Consider the following 20,090-nt stretch of genomic DNA (forward strand, 5'->3'; position numbering starts at 1 on the left):
TTAAGTACCACTTCACAGTAGTTTTATTTGTTGAAGTAGATAATTGAAATGAGTATTTTGTGAAATTTAGAAATGTTAAGTATTAGTTCACCAATTAAATCAATACAAAAAATGTCAATTGAACTTGTTGTGTTTGACATGGCCGGAACCACCGTTAAAGATAAAAACGCCGTGGGGCTTGCGTTTCAAAACGCGATGAATGCTTATGGTTATGCTATCGCGATAGAAAATATAAATCCGATCATGGGCTATGAAAAGCCGGTTGCGATTAAAATGATGCTTGAAAAGCATGAAACAGATAAGAGCAAAATTACAGATCAGCTGATTGATGACATTCATACAGAATTTGTGACCAGCATGATCCACTTTTATGAAACTTCCGGTGATATCGTCCCTCTACCGAATGTTGAAGAGACATTTGATGTGCTGCGTGAGGCTGGAATCAAAATCGCCCTGGATACAGGATTTTCGAAGAATATTGCCGATGTGATCATCCGACGTCTGGGTTGGGAAGATAAAATCGATATTATGGTCGCCAGCGATGAAGTTGAAAATGGCCGGCCTTTTCCTGATATGATCGACAAGATTAAGTCTGAGCTTGGTGTCGTTTCTTCGGAGGTGATCGCCAAGGTTGGTGATACCGAAGTGGATATTAATGAGGGAATCAATAGTGGATGTAGATATGTGATCGGAATCACGACCGGGGCATTCACACGTGAAGAGTTGATGCCTTACAAGCCGACACATATTATCGATAATATTTCGGAAGTGATTGCGATTATTTCCGCCGATGTTAAAATATTATCTGAAAAAGAAAGCTAGTCAGTATAAACACTATTGAAGCATGAGCAAATCAGCAATTGTGATCGGCGCAGGAATAGTAGGGTTGGCGACTGCCCGTGCATTAGGTGCCAGGGGATATCACGTAACCGTTATTGAAAGATCAAGCAAGGCTATCGGGGCATCTGTAAGAAATTTCGGAATGGTATGGCCTATTGGACAGCCGGAAGGAAAGCTTTATGACAGGGCACTGAAAGCAAAAAGTATCTGGAAAGAAGTTTTGACGGGTGGCAAGCTATGGTTTCATGAAGGAGGAAGCCTTCACATGGCCTATCACCGGGATGAATTTGAAGTGATCCAGCAAATCGTTGATGCCAGCGAGAAAAGGCCGGTAAGTGTTTTGACGCCGGAGGCAACACTCTCAAAATCACGTGCTGTAAATCAAAATGGACTGTTAGGTTCACTTTTTTGCGAAGACGAAATGATCGTCGATCCAAGAGAAGCTATTGCGGGAATTCCTGCATACCTCACTGAAAAATATGGTGTTAATTTTCTCTGGGATACTGCCATTTCAGAAGTTAGTTATCCGACCGTAAGATCGGGTAAAAAAGAGTGGGGGGCAGATGAAATTTTTGTTTGCAGCGGTCAGGATTTTGAAACATTGTACCCGGAAGAGTTTTCTGATACTGCCATTACCAAATGTAAATTACAGATGCTTCGTCTGGAATCACAGCCGGATAACTGGAAAATCGGACCAGCATTGTGTGGTGGATTATCACTGATCCATTACGACGGATTTAAAGCTGCGGCTTCACTTGGGAAATTAAAAGAAAGATATAAAGCTGAATACGCTGACTATTTGAAATGGGGAATTCACGTCATGGCATCTCAAAATGGATTGGGTGAAATAACGGTTGGCGACTCACACGAGTATGCTCTCACGTTTGACCCGTTCGACAGAGAATTTATAAATACAATGATCCTGGATTATCTGGCAACTTTCGCGGAATTTAAATCATCGAAAGTTTTTCAGACATGGCATGGGATCTACCCCAAAATGACCAATGGGAATACGGAAATTGTATTGCATCCAAACGAAGGCGTGACCATCATCAACGGCTTGGGAGGGGCAGGCATGACACTTTCTTTCGGTTTGTGCGACGAAGTTGTCGGAGGAACTTATTAACTATTAAACGATAGTCCGTCTGTGAGAAATACACATAACAAATTTCTCACAGACATTTTGCCAAATACGGATATCATAGAAGGCAGCAAGTCAGTTGGCGTAAACGCAGGCTGATTAATACGACGTTTAACACAATTTTTTCGCTGTGTTTCACAACCAAGGATTGAATAAGCCAAGTCATAAACTCATAAACCTGATTCTGGGATGAAATCTTACGCTACAAGAAAAGTATTGCTGCAAAGCGCTGAACCGGTAGCCTTGGATTTGATGACTTCCATCACCACGATAGCCTTCGGCCGTACGGAGCACCTTGCTCATACTTTCGTTGCTCTGAATGACGGACAGCGCAGATATGTATCCAAAAGCACCAAACACGCTGCACGAAATTTTACTTCGTATAATAGTAATCGTTCAATTTTTGGGAGTACATCACTACAAACCGGAGTGCAGGGAAAAGTGCCCAGTATCAAAGTACGGTCGGTTCCGGGAAGCAATGTCTCTGTTAAAGATTTGCAAAAAAGCACGGCTGCTGACCCTGCCGGCAGTGTCAGGTTTAGCGAGAATTCTGGATCAGAAGTTCCTGGTATTTCATTCATTGGTTATAAAACCCATCAGGTAATCGTTGGTAATCAGACCGGCATATGCCTTGCTGCCGCAGGCCTTGAAGCATGGTCGGAATGGAGAAGAGCAGGAAATTGCAAATATTCCATTGGGACAGGTGGGCCAGGATTATTCACCGAGAAAAATGTTTTATCCGGAAGACGAACTTTGTATTAGTGAGGCTTGATATCAGCAGGCACTTGGTGGCTCGGCGCGAACGATTTAAAATCGCACGTTTGGTGGAAAAATAAATTCAGGAAAAAGATTTATAGCAGCAAAACGATAACATAATGATTTGTAATTCCCGAACCCTTAATTTTCTTTTCTTAATTTCATTGTTTGCCTCCTGTAAAAAGGCATCCGAGAAGTCACCCGCGGGTATTGAGCACGTCATCGTCATTGGCGTTGACGGGCTTAGTCCTGATGGGATTCAAAAAGCCAAAACGCCGGTGATCGATGACATGATTGCAAAGGGGAGCGTAAAATGGAATGTGCGCACGGTATTAACTTCCAGCAGCAGCCAAAACTGGGCTTCTATGATTATGGGCGCCGGACCCGAACAACACGGTATCATCAGTAACGACTGGGAAATGGACGATCACACGCTGCCGCCAATTGTACAGGAAGCAGATGGCCGTTTCCCGACCATTTTTAGTGTTCTACATCAGGCAAAACCAGAGGCTGAAATTGGTACAGTCTATCACTGGGGAGGTTTTGGAAGACTATTTCAAAAAAATGCGCTCAATTACGACAGGAATTTTTCAACAGAGGATTCTACGGCAACAGATTTTGTCCGTTATATTAAAGAAAAAAAACCAGTACTCGGATTTGTTCATTTTGATCATGTAGACCATGCAGGACACCATGGCGGTCACGGTTCACCAGAATATTATCAATCGGTCGCAAAGGCAGATTCACTCATAGGACAGATTTTAAAAGGGATCAGAGATGCAGGAATAGAGGATAATACGCTGGTTATAATTTGGGCAGATCATGGTGGAATTGGGTACGGACATGGAGGTGCAACGCCGCAGGAAGCAGAAATTGCAGGGATTTTTTACGGCAAAGGCGTGAAAAAAGGCTATAAAGTCGAACAGCAGGTTTATACCTATGATTTAGCGGCAACGATCGCTTTTGCATTGGATGTAACGCCTCCGTATGCATGGACCGGCCGTGCTGTGAAATCCGCTTTTGAAGGGTTTTCGGAACCTGAAAAATTGTGGCTTGGAGAAAAAATGGTGATCCAGCCGGTTATCTATCCCGAAAGAAAATTATATCAGCAGGCAGGCGGTTTGTTTACGACTGAAACGGCGATCGTTAAAATCGATACTAAAGCGGAAAAGGGGGTAACACGTTTTACAACCGACGGGAAAGATCCGGATCAATCTTCGCCCGAATACAAAGTTCCTTTTACGGTGAATAAAACGACGGTTGTAAAAGCGAAATCTTTCGACGAAAAAGGAAATGCGAGTTTGTTATCGACGGCCTACTTTCGGCTAGTTAAAGCCGGTTTCGGTAATGGGCTCTCTACTCATTTTTATCAGGGAAATGAGCTTTCCAAAATTCCTCAGTTCAACACATTAAAAAAAGGATCGTCATGGATTAGCCCGGAATTTAATATAAGCCGCGACCAAATTAACAAATTAATAGAAAAGGGTAACGAAAGTTTCGCTTTACAATTTTCCGGTTTTATCCAGATTGATAATCCCGGCAAATATACATTCAGCACACAGTCTGACGATGGGAGCAAACTTTTTGTTGACGGAAAAGTGGTTGTGGATAATGACGGAAATCATGGTGTGATGGAAGAAACCGGATCGATCGAGTTAACGGCAGGCAGACATCCTATTCGTGTCGAATATTACAACAATGGCGGCGGGTTCTGGCTCGACGCTTTTTATAAAGGCCCCGGAGTCAGCAAACAACTGATTCCGGCCGATAAGCTCTTTGTGAAGCAGTAACTGACTATTCCTAAATACTTTATCTTTTAAAAATAAACTGACGCCGACATTTTTGTAAACTGCAATGAGCGAAAAACAACATAACCGTACCGAAGGAGATATCAATTTAACATCAGAGCGGAGCAACTGGTATGCTGTAATCAAAGATGCAGATACACTTTCGCGGCTGGAAGAAGATGCAGAATATTTCCTACATCAGGCATTATCCACGCCTTGTCTGGATGTGCTGGCTTCATGTGAGGGGATTTATCTTACAGATATTCAGGGTAAGAGATATATGGATTTTCACGGAAACAACGTACATCAGGTTGGATACCGAAATCCTCATATCATCGATCGGATTAAAGAACAAATGGATATTTTGCCGTTTTCTCCGAGGCGGTATACCAATGTCCCGGCTATCGAACTTGCTAAAAAATTGACGTCACTTTTATCCGGTGATTTAAGGCGTGTTCTCTTTGCGCCAGGCGGTACCTCGTCGATTAGTATGGCGTTGAAACTCGCAAGGATTGTTACGGGAAAACATAAAATTATTTCGCTGTGGGATTCCTTCCACGGCGCTTCGCTGGACGCCATATCAGCCGGCGGTGAGCTGGATTTCAGAAAAGACATTGGTCCGCTTATGCCCGGCGTGGAGCGAATCCCTCCGCCTATGACGTACCGCGGGCCTTTTAAATCTTCGGTAGATAGTGACATTGCATACGCTGATTATCTTGAATATGTTATTGAAAAAGAAGGAGATATCGGCGCGTTTATCATTGAAACAATTCGCAATACCGATGTCCAGATTCCTTCCCAGGCTTATTGGACGAGGGTGCGCGAAATCTGTACCAAACACAATGTACTTCTGATTTTGGATGAAATACCAATTGCATTCGGCAGGACGGGGAAAATGTTTGCTTTCCAGCATTTTGATATCGAACCAGATATTATCTGTCTGGGTAAAGGGCTGGGTGGAGGCGTGATGCCCATTGCGGCAATTGTGGCCAGAGAAAGTTACAATGTCGCGGGAGGTGTTTCGCTTGGGCATTTTACACACGAAAAAAGCCCTTTGGGCTGTGTAGCGGCTTTGGCAATGCTCGAATTTATAGAACATAATGATATCCTCGCGAAAGTTTTGAATGACGAGCGATTCATGAAAATAGAGACGGACCGGTTAAAAAGGAAATTTCCCTTGATAGGAGATGTTCGAGGAATTGGTCTGTTGTGGGGAATCGAGCTGGTCTGTGATCGGGAAACAAGGGAAAAAGCGGTGCGTGAGGCAGAAATAGTGATGTATGAATGCCTGAAAAATGGGATGAGTTTCAAGGTTTCCCAAGGCAATGTCTTGCAGCTGTCGCCTCCGCTCACCATTACACGCGAAGAATTAACAAAAGCTTTACAAATATTGGAAGCGGCTTTGGAGACTGCATCCGTTTAAGATAAATATTGGATATTTATTCACAGCGTCATGCGAATCAAGAAGGCATTACTGGATTCAAATTTATTGTTTATTACCTGGTCGATTGTCGCGTCGTTTGGAGCATATTTTTGTATGTATGCATTTCGAAAACCCTTTAATTCGGGTTTGTACGAAGGATTGCAGTTGTCAGGAATTGGCTACAAAACGATCCTGATTCTTTCTCAGGTCGCGGGTTATACTTTGTCCAAGTTTACCGGGATCAAGATTATATCGGAGCTCAAATCGACATCACGTGTAAGACTGATTATCCTGCTCATTCTCATTGCCGAAACCGCGCTTTTACTTTTTGGCATGATCCCTTACCCCTACAATTTCGTTTTCCTGTTTATAAATGGGATGCCTCTCGGTATGGTTTATGGCGTGGTTTTCAGCTTTCTGGAAGGACGGCGTTTTACAGAGATGATCGCTATGGGGCTGAATATAAGTATAATTATTGCCTCCGGCGTACTGAAAACTACTTACCTTGAGGTGCATCAATGGTTTCCATGGATATCCGAATTCTGGATGCCTTTTAGCATTGGGTTACTTTTTTTGCCATTCTTTTTTCTGTTTGTCTGGATGCTCGACGTATTACCTGCGCCGACCGATGAAGATATCCGGCTCAGAACGGAGCGCGTTCCGATGACTAACGACGACAAAAAGAATGTACTCGCGGAGTATGGTTTACCGGTTTTTTGCTTGCTGGTTTGTTATATCATGCTGATCGTCGTCAGAGATTTCCGGGACAATTTCACGATTGAAATATGGAATGAAATCGATACAAACTGGGTCAGCAGCGTTCTTTCTCAGACAGAAATGATAACGGGCTTTGTGGTTTTAGTCGTGATCGGAAGTTTAGCGTTTATCAAAGACAATCTGATCGGGTTCAGATTGACGAACCTTGTTATTTTTACCGGGATTCTCATGAGCGCCGTTTCTACCTATTTGTTTGAGAAGCAGCTTATCAATGGTTTTTACTGGATGCTAACCATCGGAACAGGGATGTTTTTGGCCTTTACCGTAATTCAATCCGCTATTTTCGACCGGCTGATTGCGTTGTTCCGGCTTAGGGCTAATGCAGGTTTTTTTGTTTATATCTGTGAAAGTTTCGGTTATCTGTCAAGCGTAGGACTGCTACTTTATAAGGAGTTTTTTATGAAACAATTAAGCTGGTCACATGTTTTGATGCATTTCATTTATTTACAGGCGGCGGTAAGTTTGATACTTCTTATTGTCGCAAATCTCTATCTTGAAAGGCATAGAAGAAATGCGAAAGCTGTTGCGAAAAGCCGGCTTGTCACAGCAATGTAATTTGAATATACAGGATTGCAGATTCAACATGAGGCCGATGCTCTTGTGTATGTTCTCACCAATTAAATTCCGGAGAAATATTCAGTTAAAATGTGAATCATATTCGGATTTATTCAACTAGAAAATGACTGAAGAAGTTTGGGCAAAATGTTCACATTCACAGTATTTCTATTTAGTTTCCTGCTTATACCAAATGTTATGATCTCAACGATAATCAAAACATTGGCATTTTGGTATGAATACATTTAGATCAATTCCCTTCCTTTTACTTTTTTTCGTTATTAACTTCTGGTATCCGTCTCACGATGCAGAAAGGAATGCTGAACCACCTGTTTCGAAAGATCCGGTACTGCGTATTGTTCAGAATAAGTCCTTGGAAACAATCAGCATTTTTCGGGGTGCTGAGACAAAACCGATCATCGTTCAAAATGCGAAAGCAAATTTTCGGCCTTATTTACATCCCATCGAAGCGCCGGATGGAAAGGGGATTTTAACAGAATACAGTCCCGGACATCATAAACACCAGACGGGTATTTACTGGGGTTATACCCGAGTCAATGGACGGGATTATTTTCATCATCCGGACAATGGCTATTGGAGGCGTGTTTCCGCGACGGTTTTGGAAGCGAAAGGTTTGGAAGTTAAATGGCAAACGGTATATGATCTGCTTGATTCGACGGGAACGGCTGTTTTAACAGAAACACAAAACTGGTCGATGAGACAAAAGGATGGGAAATATCTGCTTGATCTGGAATGGAGCGGTGAAGCAAAAACAGATGTAACGATCGGAAAATATGATTACGGCGGACTTTTTGTCAGAATGCCCTGGAAACCCGGAATTAAAGGAGAAGTGGTCAATGCTGCCCGCCAGCGTAATGAAAAAGCAGAAGGTCAGCCTGCCATGTGGGTGGATATTTCCATGCAGATTGAAGGACGAAATGACCTGGCGCATATTGCCATTCTCGATCATCCGGAAAATAAAGGGTATCCGCAAACCTGGCGAGTGGATGGTCAACTTGGCGCTGGTCCTGCAAGGGCGAGAAAAGGCGACTGGCATATTAAGAAAGGTGAAACAGAGGTAATAAAACATGAGCTTGTTATATATACAGGGCTCCTGAATGATGTCGAACTGACAAAAACTTTCGGAGATTTTATCGGTAATAACGGAACTTATAATACCGCAGCTCTGTGGGCAGTTGCACAGAAAGAGGGCAGGGAAGCAAAGTTTTTAAGTGCAACGGAAGCAGTTGCGGCCATGACAGTAAAGGAAGGTTTTGAGGTAAATGCATGGGCTTCTGAACCGATGATGACCCAGCCTATGGCTTTTTGCTGGGATGATCGTGGTCGTATGTGGATTGCTGAAAACAAAGATTATGAATCACGTGGGAAAGGATTTTCCAATTCGGGAGACAGCAGGATTCTGATTCTCGAAGATACTGATCACGACGGGGTGGCAGACAAACGGACTGTTTTTATGGAGGGAATTGCCTTTCCATCGGCCATTGCTGTGGGGTTTGACGGCGTATTTATCGGCGCACCGCCAAATCTGCTTTTTGTCCCTGATAAAAATGGTGACGACAAGGCAGATGCTGATGCCGTCGAAGTCCGTCTGACAGGCTGGGGAATTCGTGACAGGCACGAAACGCTGAATAGTTTTCATTGGGGGCCAGACGGTTGGTTGTATGGTTTGCAGGGTTTCGCGACACCTTCGAAAGTTGGAAAGCCCAATGGCAAAGGTAAAATTTTCAGACATAATGATCCGTTTCCTACGGATACTCTGAAAGAAGGAACTGATATTAACGGCGGAGTTTGGCGGTACCATCCAACAAAAGATAAATTTGAAGTGGTAGCGCACGGTTTCAGCAACCCTTGGGGGATCGACTACGATGCAAAGGGGCAGCTGTTGATGACAGCCTGTGTTATTCCACATTTGTGGCACGTAATCCCAGGAGGAATTTATCATCGTCAGGGTGGGCAGCATTTTAATCCATACGTTTATAACGATATCAAAACCATTGCCGACCATAGCCACCGTTCGGCACATGGCGGAGCGCGTGTTTATCTTTCCGATGCGTTTCCTGAAACAGAAAAGGGCAAGCTTTTCATGGCAAATATTCATGAACATGGAATTTTGTCTGATATCCTGGAACGTAAAGGATCTGGTTTTTCAGGAAAACATGGTGATGATTTCATGATGGCGAATAATGCGCAATGGGTTGGATTCAGTATGGAAGTTGGACCGGAAGGCGGGCTTTACGTGCTCGACTGGCATGACGCAGACATTTGCGGATCTGATGTCTTAAATTCGGAAACTGGCCGTATTTTCCGGATTATGCCAAAAAAATCTCAGGCTGAAAACTGGGAAGGCCGTTATGCAGATCTCGGTAAATTATCGGATCATGAACTGGTCGGCTTACAAACCAGCAAAAGCGAATGGCATGCAAGAAGAGCCAGGATTATTTTGCAGAACAGAGCTTCAAGGAAATCCTTGTCAAAAGAAATTTATAATGAGCTTTTTACGATTTATAAAAAAAATACAAATCCCGACTTCCGTCTGCGCGCACTCTGGGCTTTGCAGATAACAGGCGGTCTGGATAATGAGGCATTACTAAGTGCGCTATCCGACACCGATGAACACGTCAGATCGTGGGCGGTCCAGTTTCTAACAGAAGATAAAAAACCTGGCAAAGAAGCAATCGCCAGGTTTACGCAGCTAGCCCGTGAGGATCAATCCGCCGTCGTCCGGTTATATCTTGCTTCTGCGTTGCAACGTCTGGATTATGACGACCGATGGGATATCGCAAAGGCCTTGTTGTCGCATGGAGAGGACTCGAATGACCATAATCTTCCGAAAATGGTCTGGTATGGAATTGAACCCCTGGTCCAGGAAAACACAGCGCGCGCCCTTGATCTGGCCGTTCAAAGTCGAATTCCGATGGTCACCCAATTTATTGCCAGAAGAACGGTTGATGCCGACGTGATTGAACGAATGGTGACTCTGGTTGGAAAGAAAACATCCAATCAAATTTCATTGCTGGAAGGAATGCGGGACGGACTTGAAGGTAGAACGGATTTGAAAACACCAGCCAATTGGAATGCTGTTTACAATGGTTTGAAATCACAGGATAAACCGGTTGCGCAGCTTGCCTCGGAAATATCTAATCATTTTGGAGATACAGAAGCTGCAAAAAATGCGCTCATTGTTTTAAAAAATCAAAAAACAGCTCCGGAGATTCGTAAAAAATCCTTACAGTTGCTGGCAGTCAGACAGCGGCCGGAACTTGTTAAAGAGTTGCCAGCCCTGCTTGAAGATAAAAACTTAAGTGTGGAGGCAATCAGGGCGATGGCCGGGTTTGATAATGAGGGGCTTGCCAAATTATTGATAGAACGCTATCCAAAATTTACTTCCCCTGAAAAATCGGAAGCGATCCAGACACTAGCATCACGACCAAAATCCGGATGGCTTTTAACGCAGGCACTTTCTAAAAATGTGATTTCAAAAAAGGATATTCCGACCTATGTCGCCAGGCAGTTGAGGCGTGTCGTGGGTAGTGGCTTTGTTGAAGTCTGGGGTCCGATTGATCACGTGGCATTTGACGAAAAGGCATATAAAAAATACAAGAATCTGCTTACAGATAAAAACGTCGGTCTGGCAAATGCCGGTCAGGGGAGGTTGATTTTTAAAAGAACTTGTGCGCCCTGTCATAAAATGTATGGCGAAGGCGGAATCATCGGTCCGGAACTTACAGGTTCTAACCGCGCAAATCTTGATTATCTTCTTGGCAATATTCTTGACCCGAGCGGAGAAATTCAGGATGATTACAAAATGGTCGTGATCACCACACGTGATGGCCGGACTTATGTCGGGAATATTGCCAAGGAAACTGAGCGCCAGGTAACGCTCCGGATTGTCGGACAGGACGCTGTTGCGATCAATAAATCAGATATTCAGACTCGAGAAACAACTCCGGTTTCGATGATGCCTTCCGGATTACTGGACAATTTATCGGACAAAGAAATTACCGAATTGATCGGCTATATGAGAACGACAAAACAGACGGAACTACCAAAATAACTTCAAGACCAGGTTTTCAGGATTATTTATATGAACACGGTACTGAACAATCCCGCTATGAGATACTACCCTTCGCTCATTCTGCTTTTTATATGCGTTATCAAGCAAGCAGTTGCACAAACGAGTCCCAAACCTGGGCTCACGTCCAATTATTTTAGAATAATTCCGGCTTCGGAAAATTCTGTTAACCATCGGGTTGTGCTCTCTTCTGATGTTGACAGCACTTGGGATAAATGGAAAGAACGGGGATATAATTTTGGATTTAATCCAAAGATCACGCCAATGTATACTACAATTGATGGCATTTTGAGTACGCCTTATATGATTCAGGTTCGTGGAAATGCGAATGAGAGAAACCGGAAACGCTGGGGATATCATGTTTTTGAGGGCTATGCAAGCGACGATAAGTCACGGATTACCTTTCTTGTTAATAAACATACGGAGCAGGATCGCCCGGTCGCAGAAGCATACTACTACGGCACTGCTTATGATCATTCCGAAAATGCCTATAACTGGTTTAAGATCGGGTCGGATGTTAGGCAGCATTCATTTCTTTTTGGCAGGGACAAAGCTATTTTTTATGGTTCGCTGAAAATGACAAATTCCCTGACTTTGGGTAACATCGGAAAAGAGGACATACTTGAAAAACAGCCTGAAAAAGATGCTGAGCAAAATTTTGTTGACGACGCCAAACATGTCAATTTTAAAGAATTAAAGGGAGCCGGAAACGGTGCGATGTTTTATGATAAAGATAATAACATCATTGTAATCAAGGTAGATGGAAAATGGATGAAAGTCGTTGTGGAAGCCCTGCCGGAAAATGTCAAATATCCATTCTGAATTACGATAGATTCGGCCCTGACAACACTTTATATTTTATCTGAGTCAGCTTCAAAAATTTTAAATAATATGAAAAATCAGGAAATTTCCAGAAGAGAGTTTTTGGGCGCGTCTTCACTTGCACTGGCTGGTATGGCACTCATATCAGAATCGACCTTTGGTATGCCGGCGTATATAAAAACACTTGGTAAACCGAACTCTCTTTTTAATGGAGTGCAGATTGGCGTGATCAGTTACTCCTGGCGGAGTATGCCAAGCAGTGCCGAGCAGGTTTTGCAGTATTGTCTAGACAGTAATATCAGTGCGATCGAATTAATGGGACCTGCGGGAGAGACTTTTGCGGGAGCGCCTATTGCCCCGCCTCGTCCGACAGGAGCGCCCGGTCAGCGCCCTGAGTTTACACCAGAACAAAAGGCGGAACAGGCGGAATATGCCAAAAAAATTGCAGAGTGGCGGGCGAAAGCGCCCATGGAAAAATTTGTTCAGCTTCGCAAAATGTACAACGACGCCGGCGTGAGTATTTACGCTTTTAAACCCTCTGCGCTGGGCGTTAATAATACGGATGCCGAGGTCGACTACGCATTTCGGGCAGCCAAAGCATTAGGGGCAAATCAGGCTACGGTTGAGCTTCCCACAGACCCTGCGCAAACAAAACGTTTAGGGGAAATTGCCGCTAAAAATAAGATATATGTTGGATACCACGGCCATTTACAGCAGACTTTTACCGCATGGGATGTTGCGTTGGAACAGTCAAAGTTCAACGCACTTAATTTCGATATGGGACATTATGTCGCAGCTGGCTTTGATCCATTGGCATTGATTAAAGCTAAGCATGAGCATATCGTCAGTATGCATACAAAAGACCGGAAGTCAAAAGCGAATGGTGGACAAAACGTGCCCTGGGGTGAAGGTGATACGCCTATTATTGCGGCGTTGGAATTGATGCGCAAAAATAAATATAAATTTCCCGCGACCATTGAGTTGGAATATGATATCCCTGCGGGTTCAGATGCAGTGAAGGAAACGGCAAAATGTGTTGAATATGCGCGGAAGGCTTTGATGGCTTAGAAATATCTCAACTTTAAAATGCAGGTTCTGGTCATCAGAAGCCTGCATTTTTATTTGAGCCTTGATGGCTTTTTTCCTATTTTCGGGCCTACTAAATTTATGGACTTTTTTCTGAAAAGGCGCTATATTAACTTTTTGCTTCTAAAATGGACACTACTGACCTAATCAAACAAATAGAATTTATCAAAGAAATTGATAAATTGAAATATATTCAGCGCCGCACGAGGCTGTTTAATAGTGATCGAAATGAAAATGATGCGGAGCATAGCTGGCACCTTGCGATGATGGCAATTATTTTATCTCAGCATTCAAATACCCCTATTGATGTATTGAAAGTAGTGAAAATGGTTTTGATACATGATATTGTTGAAATCGACGCGGGAGATACTTTCATTTATGATACTGCTAAAAATCACGTCAATACAGCCGACGAAAGGCTGGCTGCAGAACGGATTTTTGGTTTGCTTCCCAAAGAGCAGGCAGACGACTTGATTGCGATTTGGGAGGAGTTCGAAGCGGGTGAAACAGATGAGGCAAAATTCGCAAAATCTATGGACCGCTTGGAACCGCTGCTTCAGAACGTTTCAAACAACGGAGGAACCTGGAAAGAGTATGATGTTGATTACAAGAAAGTATATGAGAAAAAACAAATCATTAAAAACGGCTCTGTCTCTATCTGGGATTATGCTGAAAAACTAATCGAAGAAAGTGTGGCCAACGGCATTTTGAAAAAACTTTAAAAGTAAAAATTGATGTCAATACTCTTATGTTTGGGATAAATTCCTGAACATAGATATTGACAAATTATGCCCACCCGTGTTAAAATAGTTTCATTCTGTTTTTTCTGTTTCTTCAATCCAATATTCGCCCAGCAGCTTCCGATATGGACTGCTGAACTTGGAAATAAAAAACCCGTAGACTGGCTTGTTCGCCCGGTAACAGACAAAGCGGGGGTTTTTCAAAGTAGTGATGGTCGTAATATCGTTTTATATAACGGGTTATTGAAGCGGACTTTTCGGATCACTCCAGACCTGGCTTGTACTGATTTTCAAAATTTAAGCAATAATCAGCAGCTTTTAAGGGCCGTGAAAGCGGAAGCGCGTTTAACCATAAACGGAAAGTCATTTCCAGTCGGAGGGCTGTATGGACAGAAGGAAAATGCCTATCTGCTTCCTGAATGGATTGATTCTTTTAAAACCTCCGACAGCGCCTTTCACTACATCAATTATTCTGTTGAAGACATTAAACCCTATCTCAACTGGAAGACCTCCATGTGGACGGGCAACATGAAAAATGCAACAGGAAAATCAGTCACGTTCAATTTTAGGTCTTCTCTTCCGGCATTAAAAGGGTTCAATGTGGCTGTTCATTATTCAATTTATGACGGAATTCCTTTACTCAGCAAATGGGTGACCTTGCAAAATAATACCGGCGAAAATGTCATGCTGGATCAGGTTGTGAACGAGATTCTGGCAGTGGTTGAAGAGGAGAGCGCGGTGGAAGGAAATACGGAACAAATGGCCGTCCCGAACGGAATTTATGTCGAAAATAATTTTGCTTTTAATAATGCGATGCGCTACAAGCTGAGCGATCAGGCGACGCATTGGAAAAAGGATTCGACCTATACTTCCCAGGTAAATTATCGTTTTCAAACACCTTGCCTGCTGGAAGTGCATCCAAAAATTGATGTTGGAATTAACCTGAAAGCTGGTGAAAGCTTTGAATCTATCCGGACTTATGAACTTTTGCAGGATGGCTATGACCGTGAACGGAATGGGCTGGCGATCCGTAAAATGTACAGGACAATTGCGCCGTGGACAACCAGCAATCCGATTTTTATGCACCTTGTCAGCAAGAATGATGCTGAGGTTAAAACAGCGATTAACCAATGTTCTGAAACAGGATATGAAGCGTTGATTCTGAGTTTTGGAAGTCATTGCAACATGGAGGATACCACTGCTTCTAATTTGAAAAAATGGAAAGAGCTTGCCGACTATGCGCATAGTAAAAATATTTTTATTGGCAGTTATTCGCTTTTCAGTTCAAGAAAAATAAGTCCGGAGGATGATGTAATCGACCCGAAAACAGGAAAACCAGGCGGTGCTTTTTTTGGTAATGCACCCTGCATGGGAAGTAAATGGGGACTGGCTTACCTGGAAAAGCTCAAACTTTTTATGCGGCTCACAGGGTTTAATATTTTTGAAAACGATGGTCCATATCCAGGTGATGTGTGTGCTTCCACAAACCATCCGGGGCATGAAGGGTTGCATGATTCTCAATGGAAACAAATGGAATTGCAGAAAAGTCTGTATCGATGGTGTAATGAAAATGGAATATATGTCAACGCGCCGGACTGGTATTTTCTCGATGGGACAAATAAAATAGCACTGGGATACCGCGAAGTGAATTTTTCCTTGTCACGAGATCAGCAGATGTTATTAAACCGCCAGAATATTTACGATGCGTCCTGGAATGAAACCCCGTCGATGGTCTGGGGATTTGTACCGCTTACGAAATATCAGGGAGGAGGCCCCGATGCCATTCTTGAACCACTTTCAGAACATCTGGATGCTTACGAACAGCTGATGACGCAATATTACGGGGCGGGAGTTCAGGCTTGTTACCGCGGACCAAGATTGTATGACACGGAAACAACCAAAAAGACAGTAAAAAATGTAATACAATGGTATAAAAAATACAGAGATATCCTGAATTCCGATGTGGTCCATTTGCGACGCGCCGATGGCAGAGATTGGGATGGGATCATGCACGCGAATCCTTCATTGAAAGAGAAAGGTTTGGTAATGATCTATAATCCGCTGAACGAAGATATTATTCGAAATATTAAGCTGCCCGTTTACTACACAGGAAAACATAATTCAATAAAAATCAGAGAAAAAGAAGGGGTTGAAAAGACATTTTCTGTTGATCGGGACTATTCGGTTTCGATGACAGTCAAACTTGCTGCGAAAGGATACACCTGGCTGGTTTTAGAATGATTTTTCTGATCTGCAACAGGTTGTCCGAACAGGAAATGGGAAATGTTGTGTCCATGTAATCCTGATTTTTATTCAGATACTTACTATTCAGGCAGATAATTATCAGAATAACCTTAAATTCGATTTTGAAACTACTTACCTGAACCCGTTAAAATGAAAAACTTTTTAATATTCCTGATGCTTTGCAGCATCAGGGTCTTCGGTCATACTCCTGTAGCCGACTCAACCTCTGAAATCCGGGGTTTCTGTATCGCTGCCCCGTCCGTTGCAGAACATCAGCGTTTTCTGACTTTTATTGAAAAAGAGCTGGTGTCAAGAAAGGTGAATACCCTGATTCTTCGGGTCGACTGGAATTACCAGTTTAAATCTCATCCGGAACTGCGTGATGAAAAAGCCCTTTCGGGTGATCAGATCAAACAGATTGTAAGACTTTGCAAGGCAAATGGCATTAAGTTAATGCCGCAGATCAATCTTCTGGGACATCAATCCTGGGCGGAAACCGTTTATAATCTGCTCAAAGTTTACCCTCAGTTTGATGAGACGCCTCATGTGAAAATGCCCGAAAAATATGTCTGGCCAAATGCTGACGGGTTGTACTGTAAAAGTTACTGCCCATTGCACCCGGAGGTACATAAAGTCGTCTTCGAACTAGTCGATGAGATCATGGAAGCGTTCGAGTCAAAAGAATTTCATGCAGGTATGGATGAAGTCTTTTATATCGGCGATGAAAAATGTCCGCGTTGTTCTGGAAAAGACAAGGCAGAGCTTTATGCAGGTGAGGTAACCGTTTTGCGGAATCATGTAGCAGAAAAAGGTGGGAAGTTGTGGATCTGGGGAGATCGGCTGCTGGATGGAAAGACAACTGGGATGGGTATGTGGGAAGCAAGTGAAAACAATACTTTCCGCGCCGTGGATTTAATTCCGAAAGATGTTGTGATCTGCGACTGGCATTATGAAAGATCGGAGCCGCCTGCCGCATATCTTGCGATGAAGGGATTTCAGGTAATTACCTGTGTCTGGAACAAACCTGCCGTTGCCTTGAAACAATATGACGATTACAAATCCTACAAAGCAAACGTAAATCCAAAACTAGCCGGCCGGTATGAAGGAATGATGCAAACGGTCTGGTCAGGAGCGGGTACTTTTATGAATGCTTTGGACGCGATGAAAACCGACCTGAAGAAGCCGGACGGCCAGGTAGCGTGCTTTACACAACTTTTTGACAAGATTAACAGCGATACTAAATGACTTTCAAAATTTCCCTGAACCGACTTGATTCCATTGATATTTTCAGAGCAGTGACGATGTTTCTGATGATTTTTGTAAATGATCTCTGGACACTCGAAGGTGTTCCAAAATGGCTGGAACACAGTGCGGGCCCGGACGATGCCATGGGTTTTTCCGATATCATTTTTCCTTGTTTTCTTTTTATTGTCGGCCTGTCAATTCCCTTTGCCATTTCAAACCGAAAATCGAAAGGGGATACCGATACGACTATTTTAATGCATATCGGAGAGCGGACTTTTGCCTTGCTTCTGATGGGATTTTTTACTGTGAATCTTGAAAACGCGCATAGCGAAATGATGATCAGTAAATATGTATGGCAAATATTTATGGTTATTGGCTTCTTCCTGATCTGGAATGTGTATCCGGGAGATTCCGGAAAAAAGTCGTTTTATACGTTGCTCAAATTCATTGGATATATGATACTGGCCGGGCTGGCAATTATTTACAAAGGGGGCGAAGGGGATGATATTACCTGGATGAAACCTCACTGGTACGGAATTCTGGGATTGATCGGCTGGTCTTATCTGCTTTGCGCGACGATTTATCTTTTCATCCTGGACAGGACAGTACTGATTATCATTGCGTGGCTGTTTTTTGTATTATTTAATCTTGCGGATTTTGCCGGAGTACTGAAATTTCTTGATGAACTAAAACAGCAGGTTTGGATTGTGGGAAGCGGATCTATGCCCGGTTTTACCATGGGCGGCGTTGCTGCTTCTGTTATTTACAGAAAGTATTCAAATCGTATAGCTCCGTTAACTTTCATCGCAATTTTGGTTGCGCTGGGCATTCTCTCTCTGATCTACGGTTTCGGAACCAGGCCTTTTTGGGGAATTTCAAAGATCAGAGCCACGCCTTCCTGGCTGGGGATATGTTCAGGAATCAGCTTCATTGCCTTTGCATTTTTTTACTGGCTTACCGACTTAAATGGAAGGAAAAACTGGGCACAAATTCTGAAACCCGCAGGAACTTCAACGCTTACCTGTTATCTGATTCCTTATATATGGTATGCAGTTATTACAATTGCGGGTATCAGTTTACCAATGATTGTGAGAACCGGGTTGGTTGGAATTATCAAGTCCCTGATTTTTTCGCTTCTCGTCGTGGTACTGACCGGATTGATTAATAAAATTGGTATCAGACTGAAAATTTAAATCGCTTTTTTTGGAAGCGGATGACACGGATCGTCAGAACTTAGGCAAACTATTCTGCCGGAATTCCGACGTCCACGTCATCTCAGCGAACTACTCGTCATCACACTCAACCTTTATCTAGCAATTTTTTAGATCAGATGCATCTCCTTCAAAGTAGCGGAGAATGATTTTTACACTAATTACCAATTTGTGTTCATTAATGACCTGCATCATCCTTCATCTCCGGACATGCCTTTGATCTCCGGCTCTGCCACAATGATTCAGTAAAATTATATCCTGTGAAGTAGGGGGACAATAGACAAATACTCGTTAATAATATACATTTCATCGAAGCCGATCTAATGGTTCGATGGTATATTTCAGGTTATTTGTCCTTATAAATAAGGGTCTGCTTTAAAAAAATAAAAGGATGAATACGAGACGCGATTTTGTAAAAAAAGGTGTCGCCGGTCTGGTGGCCGGGACAATGGTTTCTGAGGCTGCGAGTTTTGCCACACCTGTTAAAGAAAAAAAAGAGGATCTTTTTAAACTGGCTATGGCTGGTTTCAGCTTTGTCCATTTCAACCTTGATCAGTCACTCGCGATGATGAAAAAAACCGATGTGCATTATTTATGCATCAAGGATTTTCATTTGCCATATGCGAGCACTACAGAACAAATCACCGCGTTTCATGAAAAATTAAAACAATCCGATGTAACCGGTTATGCTGTCGGGCCAATTTATGCTAAAACCACTCAGGAAATTGACAATGCTTTTGACTATGCAAAGCGGATAGGGGTGAAACTAATTGTTGGTATTCCGAACCATGAAGACCTGCCTTATGTTGATAAAAAAGTCAAGGAATATGATATACGTTACGCTATACACATCCACGGTCCGGGAGATAAATTGTACCCTAATGCAGTGACTGTTTATAATCTGGTAAAAGATCTGGATCCAAGAATTGGTATCTGTTTTGACATGGGTCACAATGCACGTTATGGAAATGACCCGATTGCAGATCTGGAAAAGTACCAGAAAAGAATTTTCGACATACACCTGAAGAATGTGACGGCGGCAACAAAGGAGGGTACAACCTGCGAGCTTGGCCGGGGAGTTATTGACATTCCTATGTTTGTGAAAACACTTCGCAAAATCAAATATTCCGGTATGTGCAGCCTGGAATACGAGAAGGATATGAAAGACCCGTTAGCCGGAATTGCCGAATCTGTCGGATATTACAGGGGCGTCTGTCAGGCAAGCTGATTTACTATTAAGCTAAATTCGTCTTGCACTTTCTATCACTTATCCTGACGTTTATTTTATTGATCCTTAAACATGTTGAAAAACAGTTTGTTAATATCTAAACTTTGAATTTTAAGGTAATTTAAATTATCAAAAGTGGCTT

The 20,090-nt window shown here is 42.9% G+C and carries 14 protein-coding genes; all 14 read left to right on the forward strand.

Annotated features, from left to right (window positions below):
• The first annotated feature begins 111 nt into the window (after nucleotides 1–111).
• Entirely contained in the window at nucleotides 112–822 is a 711-nt protein-coding gene (locus tag BMY70_RS19835; protein ID WP_090338028.1) for an HAD hydrolase-like protein, read from the forward strand.
• 22 nt (nucleotides 823–844) lie between these two features.
• Nucleotides 845–1,966, forward strand: coding sequence for a TIGR03364 family FAD-dependent oxidoreductase (locus BMY70_RS19840; protein WP_090338029.1), 1,122 nt, complete (start codon nucleotides 845–847; stop codon nucleotides 1,964–1,966).
• A 204-nt stretch (nucleotides 1,967–2,170) separates the two neighbouring features.
• A complete protein-coding gene (locus BMY70_RS19845; protein WP_090338030.1) occupies nucleotides 2,171–2,743 on the forward strand; it encodes a hypothetical protein in 573 nt (190 codons plus the stop codon).
• Nucleotides 2,744–2,856: 113 nt separating this feature from the next.
• Nucleotides 2,857–4,527: an alkaline phosphatase family protein gene (locus BMY70_RS19850; RefSeq protein WP_090338031.1), complete on the forward strand. Its 1,671-nt coding sequence runs from the start codon at nucleotides 2,857–2,859 to the stop codon at nucleotides 4,525–4,527.
• A 64-nt stretch (nucleotides 4,528–4,591) separates the two neighbouring features.
• On the forward strand, nucleotides 4,592–5,947 hold the full coding sequence (locus tag BMY70_RS19855; protein WP_090338032.1) for an aspartate aminotransferase family protein: 1,356 nt from the start codon (nucleotides 4,592–4,594) through the stop codon (nucleotides 5,945–5,947).
• 30 nt (nucleotides 5,948–5,977) lie between these two features.
• Nucleotides 5,978–7,279 carry a DUF5690 family protein gene (locus BMY70_RS19860; RefSeq protein WP_090338033.1) on the forward strand — a complete coding sequence of 434 codons (1,302 nt, stop codon included), beginning with the start codon at nucleotides 5,978–5,980 and terminating at the stop codon, nucleotides 7,277–7,279.
• Between the two features lie 235 nt (nucleotides 7,280–7,514).
• Nucleotides 7,515–11,354 carry a PVC-type heme-binding CxxCH protein gene (locus BMY70_RS19865; RefSeq protein ID WP_090338034.1) on the forward strand — a complete coding sequence of 1,280 codons (3,840 nt, stop codon included), beginning with the start codon at nucleotides 7,515–7,517 and terminating at the stop codon, nucleotides 11,352–11,354.
• 57 nt (nucleotides 11,355–11,411) lie between these two features.
• On the forward strand, nucleotides 11,412–12,194 hold the full coding sequence (locus BMY70_RS19870) for a hypothetical protein (protein ID WP_090338328.1): 783 nt from the start codon (nucleotides 11,412–11,414) through the stop codon (nucleotides 12,192–12,194).
• Between the two features lie 69 nt (nucleotides 12,195–12,263).
• Nucleotides 12,264–13,262, forward strand: a complete 999-nt coding sequence (locus BMY70_RS19875) for a sugar phosphate isomerase/epimerase family protein (protein WP_090338035.1) — start codon at nucleotides 12,264–12,266, stop codon at nucleotides 13,260–13,262.
• A gap of 146 nt (nucleotides 13,263–13,408) precedes the next feature.
• Nucleotides 13,409–14,002, forward strand: coding sequence for an HD domain-containing protein (locus BMY70_RS19880; RefSeq protein WP_090338036.1), 594 nt, complete (start codon nucleotides 13,409–13,411; stop codon nucleotides 14,000–14,002).
• Between the two features lie 66 nt (nucleotides 14,003–14,068).
• Complete coding sequence (locus tag BMY70_RS19885) at nucleotides 14,069–16,261, forward strand: alpha-galactosidase (RefSeq protein ID WP_090338037.1); 2,193 nt, start codon at nucleotides 14,069–14,071, stop codon at nucleotides 16,259–16,261.
• 153 nt (nucleotides 16,262–16,414) lie between these two features.
• On the forward strand, nucleotides 16,415–17,509 hold the full coding sequence (locus tag BMY70_RS19890; RefSeq protein ID WP_090338038.1) for a family 20 glycosylhydrolase: 1,095 nt from the start codon (nucleotides 16,415–16,417) through the stop codon (nucleotides 17,507–17,509).
• Complete coding sequence (locus BMY70_RS19895; RefSeq protein ID WP_090338039.1) at nucleotides 17,506–18,702, forward strand: DUF5009 domain-containing protein; 1,197 nt, start codon at nucleotides 17,506–17,508, stop codon at nucleotides 18,700–18,702. The genes BMY70_RS19890 and BMY70_RS19895 overlap by 4 nt, the downstream gene beginning before the upstream one ends.
• A gap of 409 nt (nucleotides 18,703–19,111) precedes the next feature.
• Nucleotides 19,112–19,948, forward strand: a complete 837-nt coding sequence (locus BMY70_RS19900; protein ID WP_090338040.1) for a sugar phosphate isomerase/epimerase family protein — start codon at nucleotides 19,112–19,114, stop codon at nucleotides 19,946–19,948.
• Nucleotides 19,949–20,090 lie beyond the last annotated feature (142 nt).

The organism is Dyadobacter koreensis, from assembly GCF_900108855.1.
In the GTDB taxonomy this organism is placed as follows: domain Bacteria; phylum Bacteroidota; class Bacteroidia; order Cytophagales; family Spirosomataceae; genus Dyadobacter; species Dyadobacter koreensis.

Coding starts and splice junctions, on each gene's coding strand:
- BMY70_RS19855 (WP_090338032.1), top strand. CDS start 4,592: ATGAGCGAAAAACAACATAACCGTACCGAAGGAGATATCAATTTAACA.
- BMY70_RS19880 (WP_090338036.1), top strand. CDS start 13,409: ATGGACACTACTGACCTAATCAAACAAATAGAATTTATCAAAGAAATT.
- BMY70_RS19850 (WP_090338031.1), top strand. CDS start 2,857: ATGATTTGTAATTCCCGAACCCTTAATTTTCTTTTCTTAATTTCATTG.
- BMY70_RS19900 (WP_090338040.1), top strand. CDS start 19,112: ATGAATACGAGACGCGATTTTGTAAAAAAAGGTGTCGCCGGTCTGGTG.
- BMY70_RS19865 (WP_090338034.1), top strand. CDS start 7,515: ATGAATACATTTAGATCAATTCCCTTCCTTTTACTTTTTTTCGTTATT.
- BMY70_RS19885 (WP_090338037.1), top strand. CDS start 14,069: ATGCCCACCCGTGTTAAAATAGTTTCATTCTGTTTTTTCTGTTTCTTC.
- BMY70_RS19875 (WP_090338035.1), top strand. CDS start 12,264: ATGAAAAATCAGGAAATTTCCAGAAGAGAGTTTTTGGGCGCGTCTTCA.
- BMY70_RS19890 (WP_090338038.1), top strand. CDS start 16,415: ATGAAAAACTTTTTAATATTCCTGATGCTTTGCAGCATCAGGGTCTTC.
- BMY70_RS19835 (WP_090338028.1), top strand. CDS start 112: ATGTCAATTGAACTTGTTGTGTTTGACATGGCCGGAACCACCGTTAAA.
- BMY70_RS19845 (WP_090338030.1), top strand. CDS start 2,171: ATGAAATCTTACGCTACAAGAAAAGTATTGCTGCAAAGCGCTGAACCG.
- BMY70_RS19860 (WP_090338033.1), top strand. CDS start 5,978: ATGCGAATCAAGAAGGCATTACTGGATTCAAATTTATTGTTTATTACC.
- BMY70_RS19895 (WP_090338039.1), top strand. CDS start 17,506: ATGACTTTCAAAATTTCCCTGAACCGACTTGATTCCATTGATATTTTC.
- BMY70_RS19870 (WP_090338328.1), top strand. CDS start 11,412: ATGAGATACTACCCTTCGCTCATTCTGCTTTTTATATGCGTTATCAAG.
- BMY70_RS19840 (WP_090338029.1), top strand. CDS start 845: ATGAGCAAATCAGCAATTGTGATCGGCGCAGGAATAGTAGGGTTGGCG.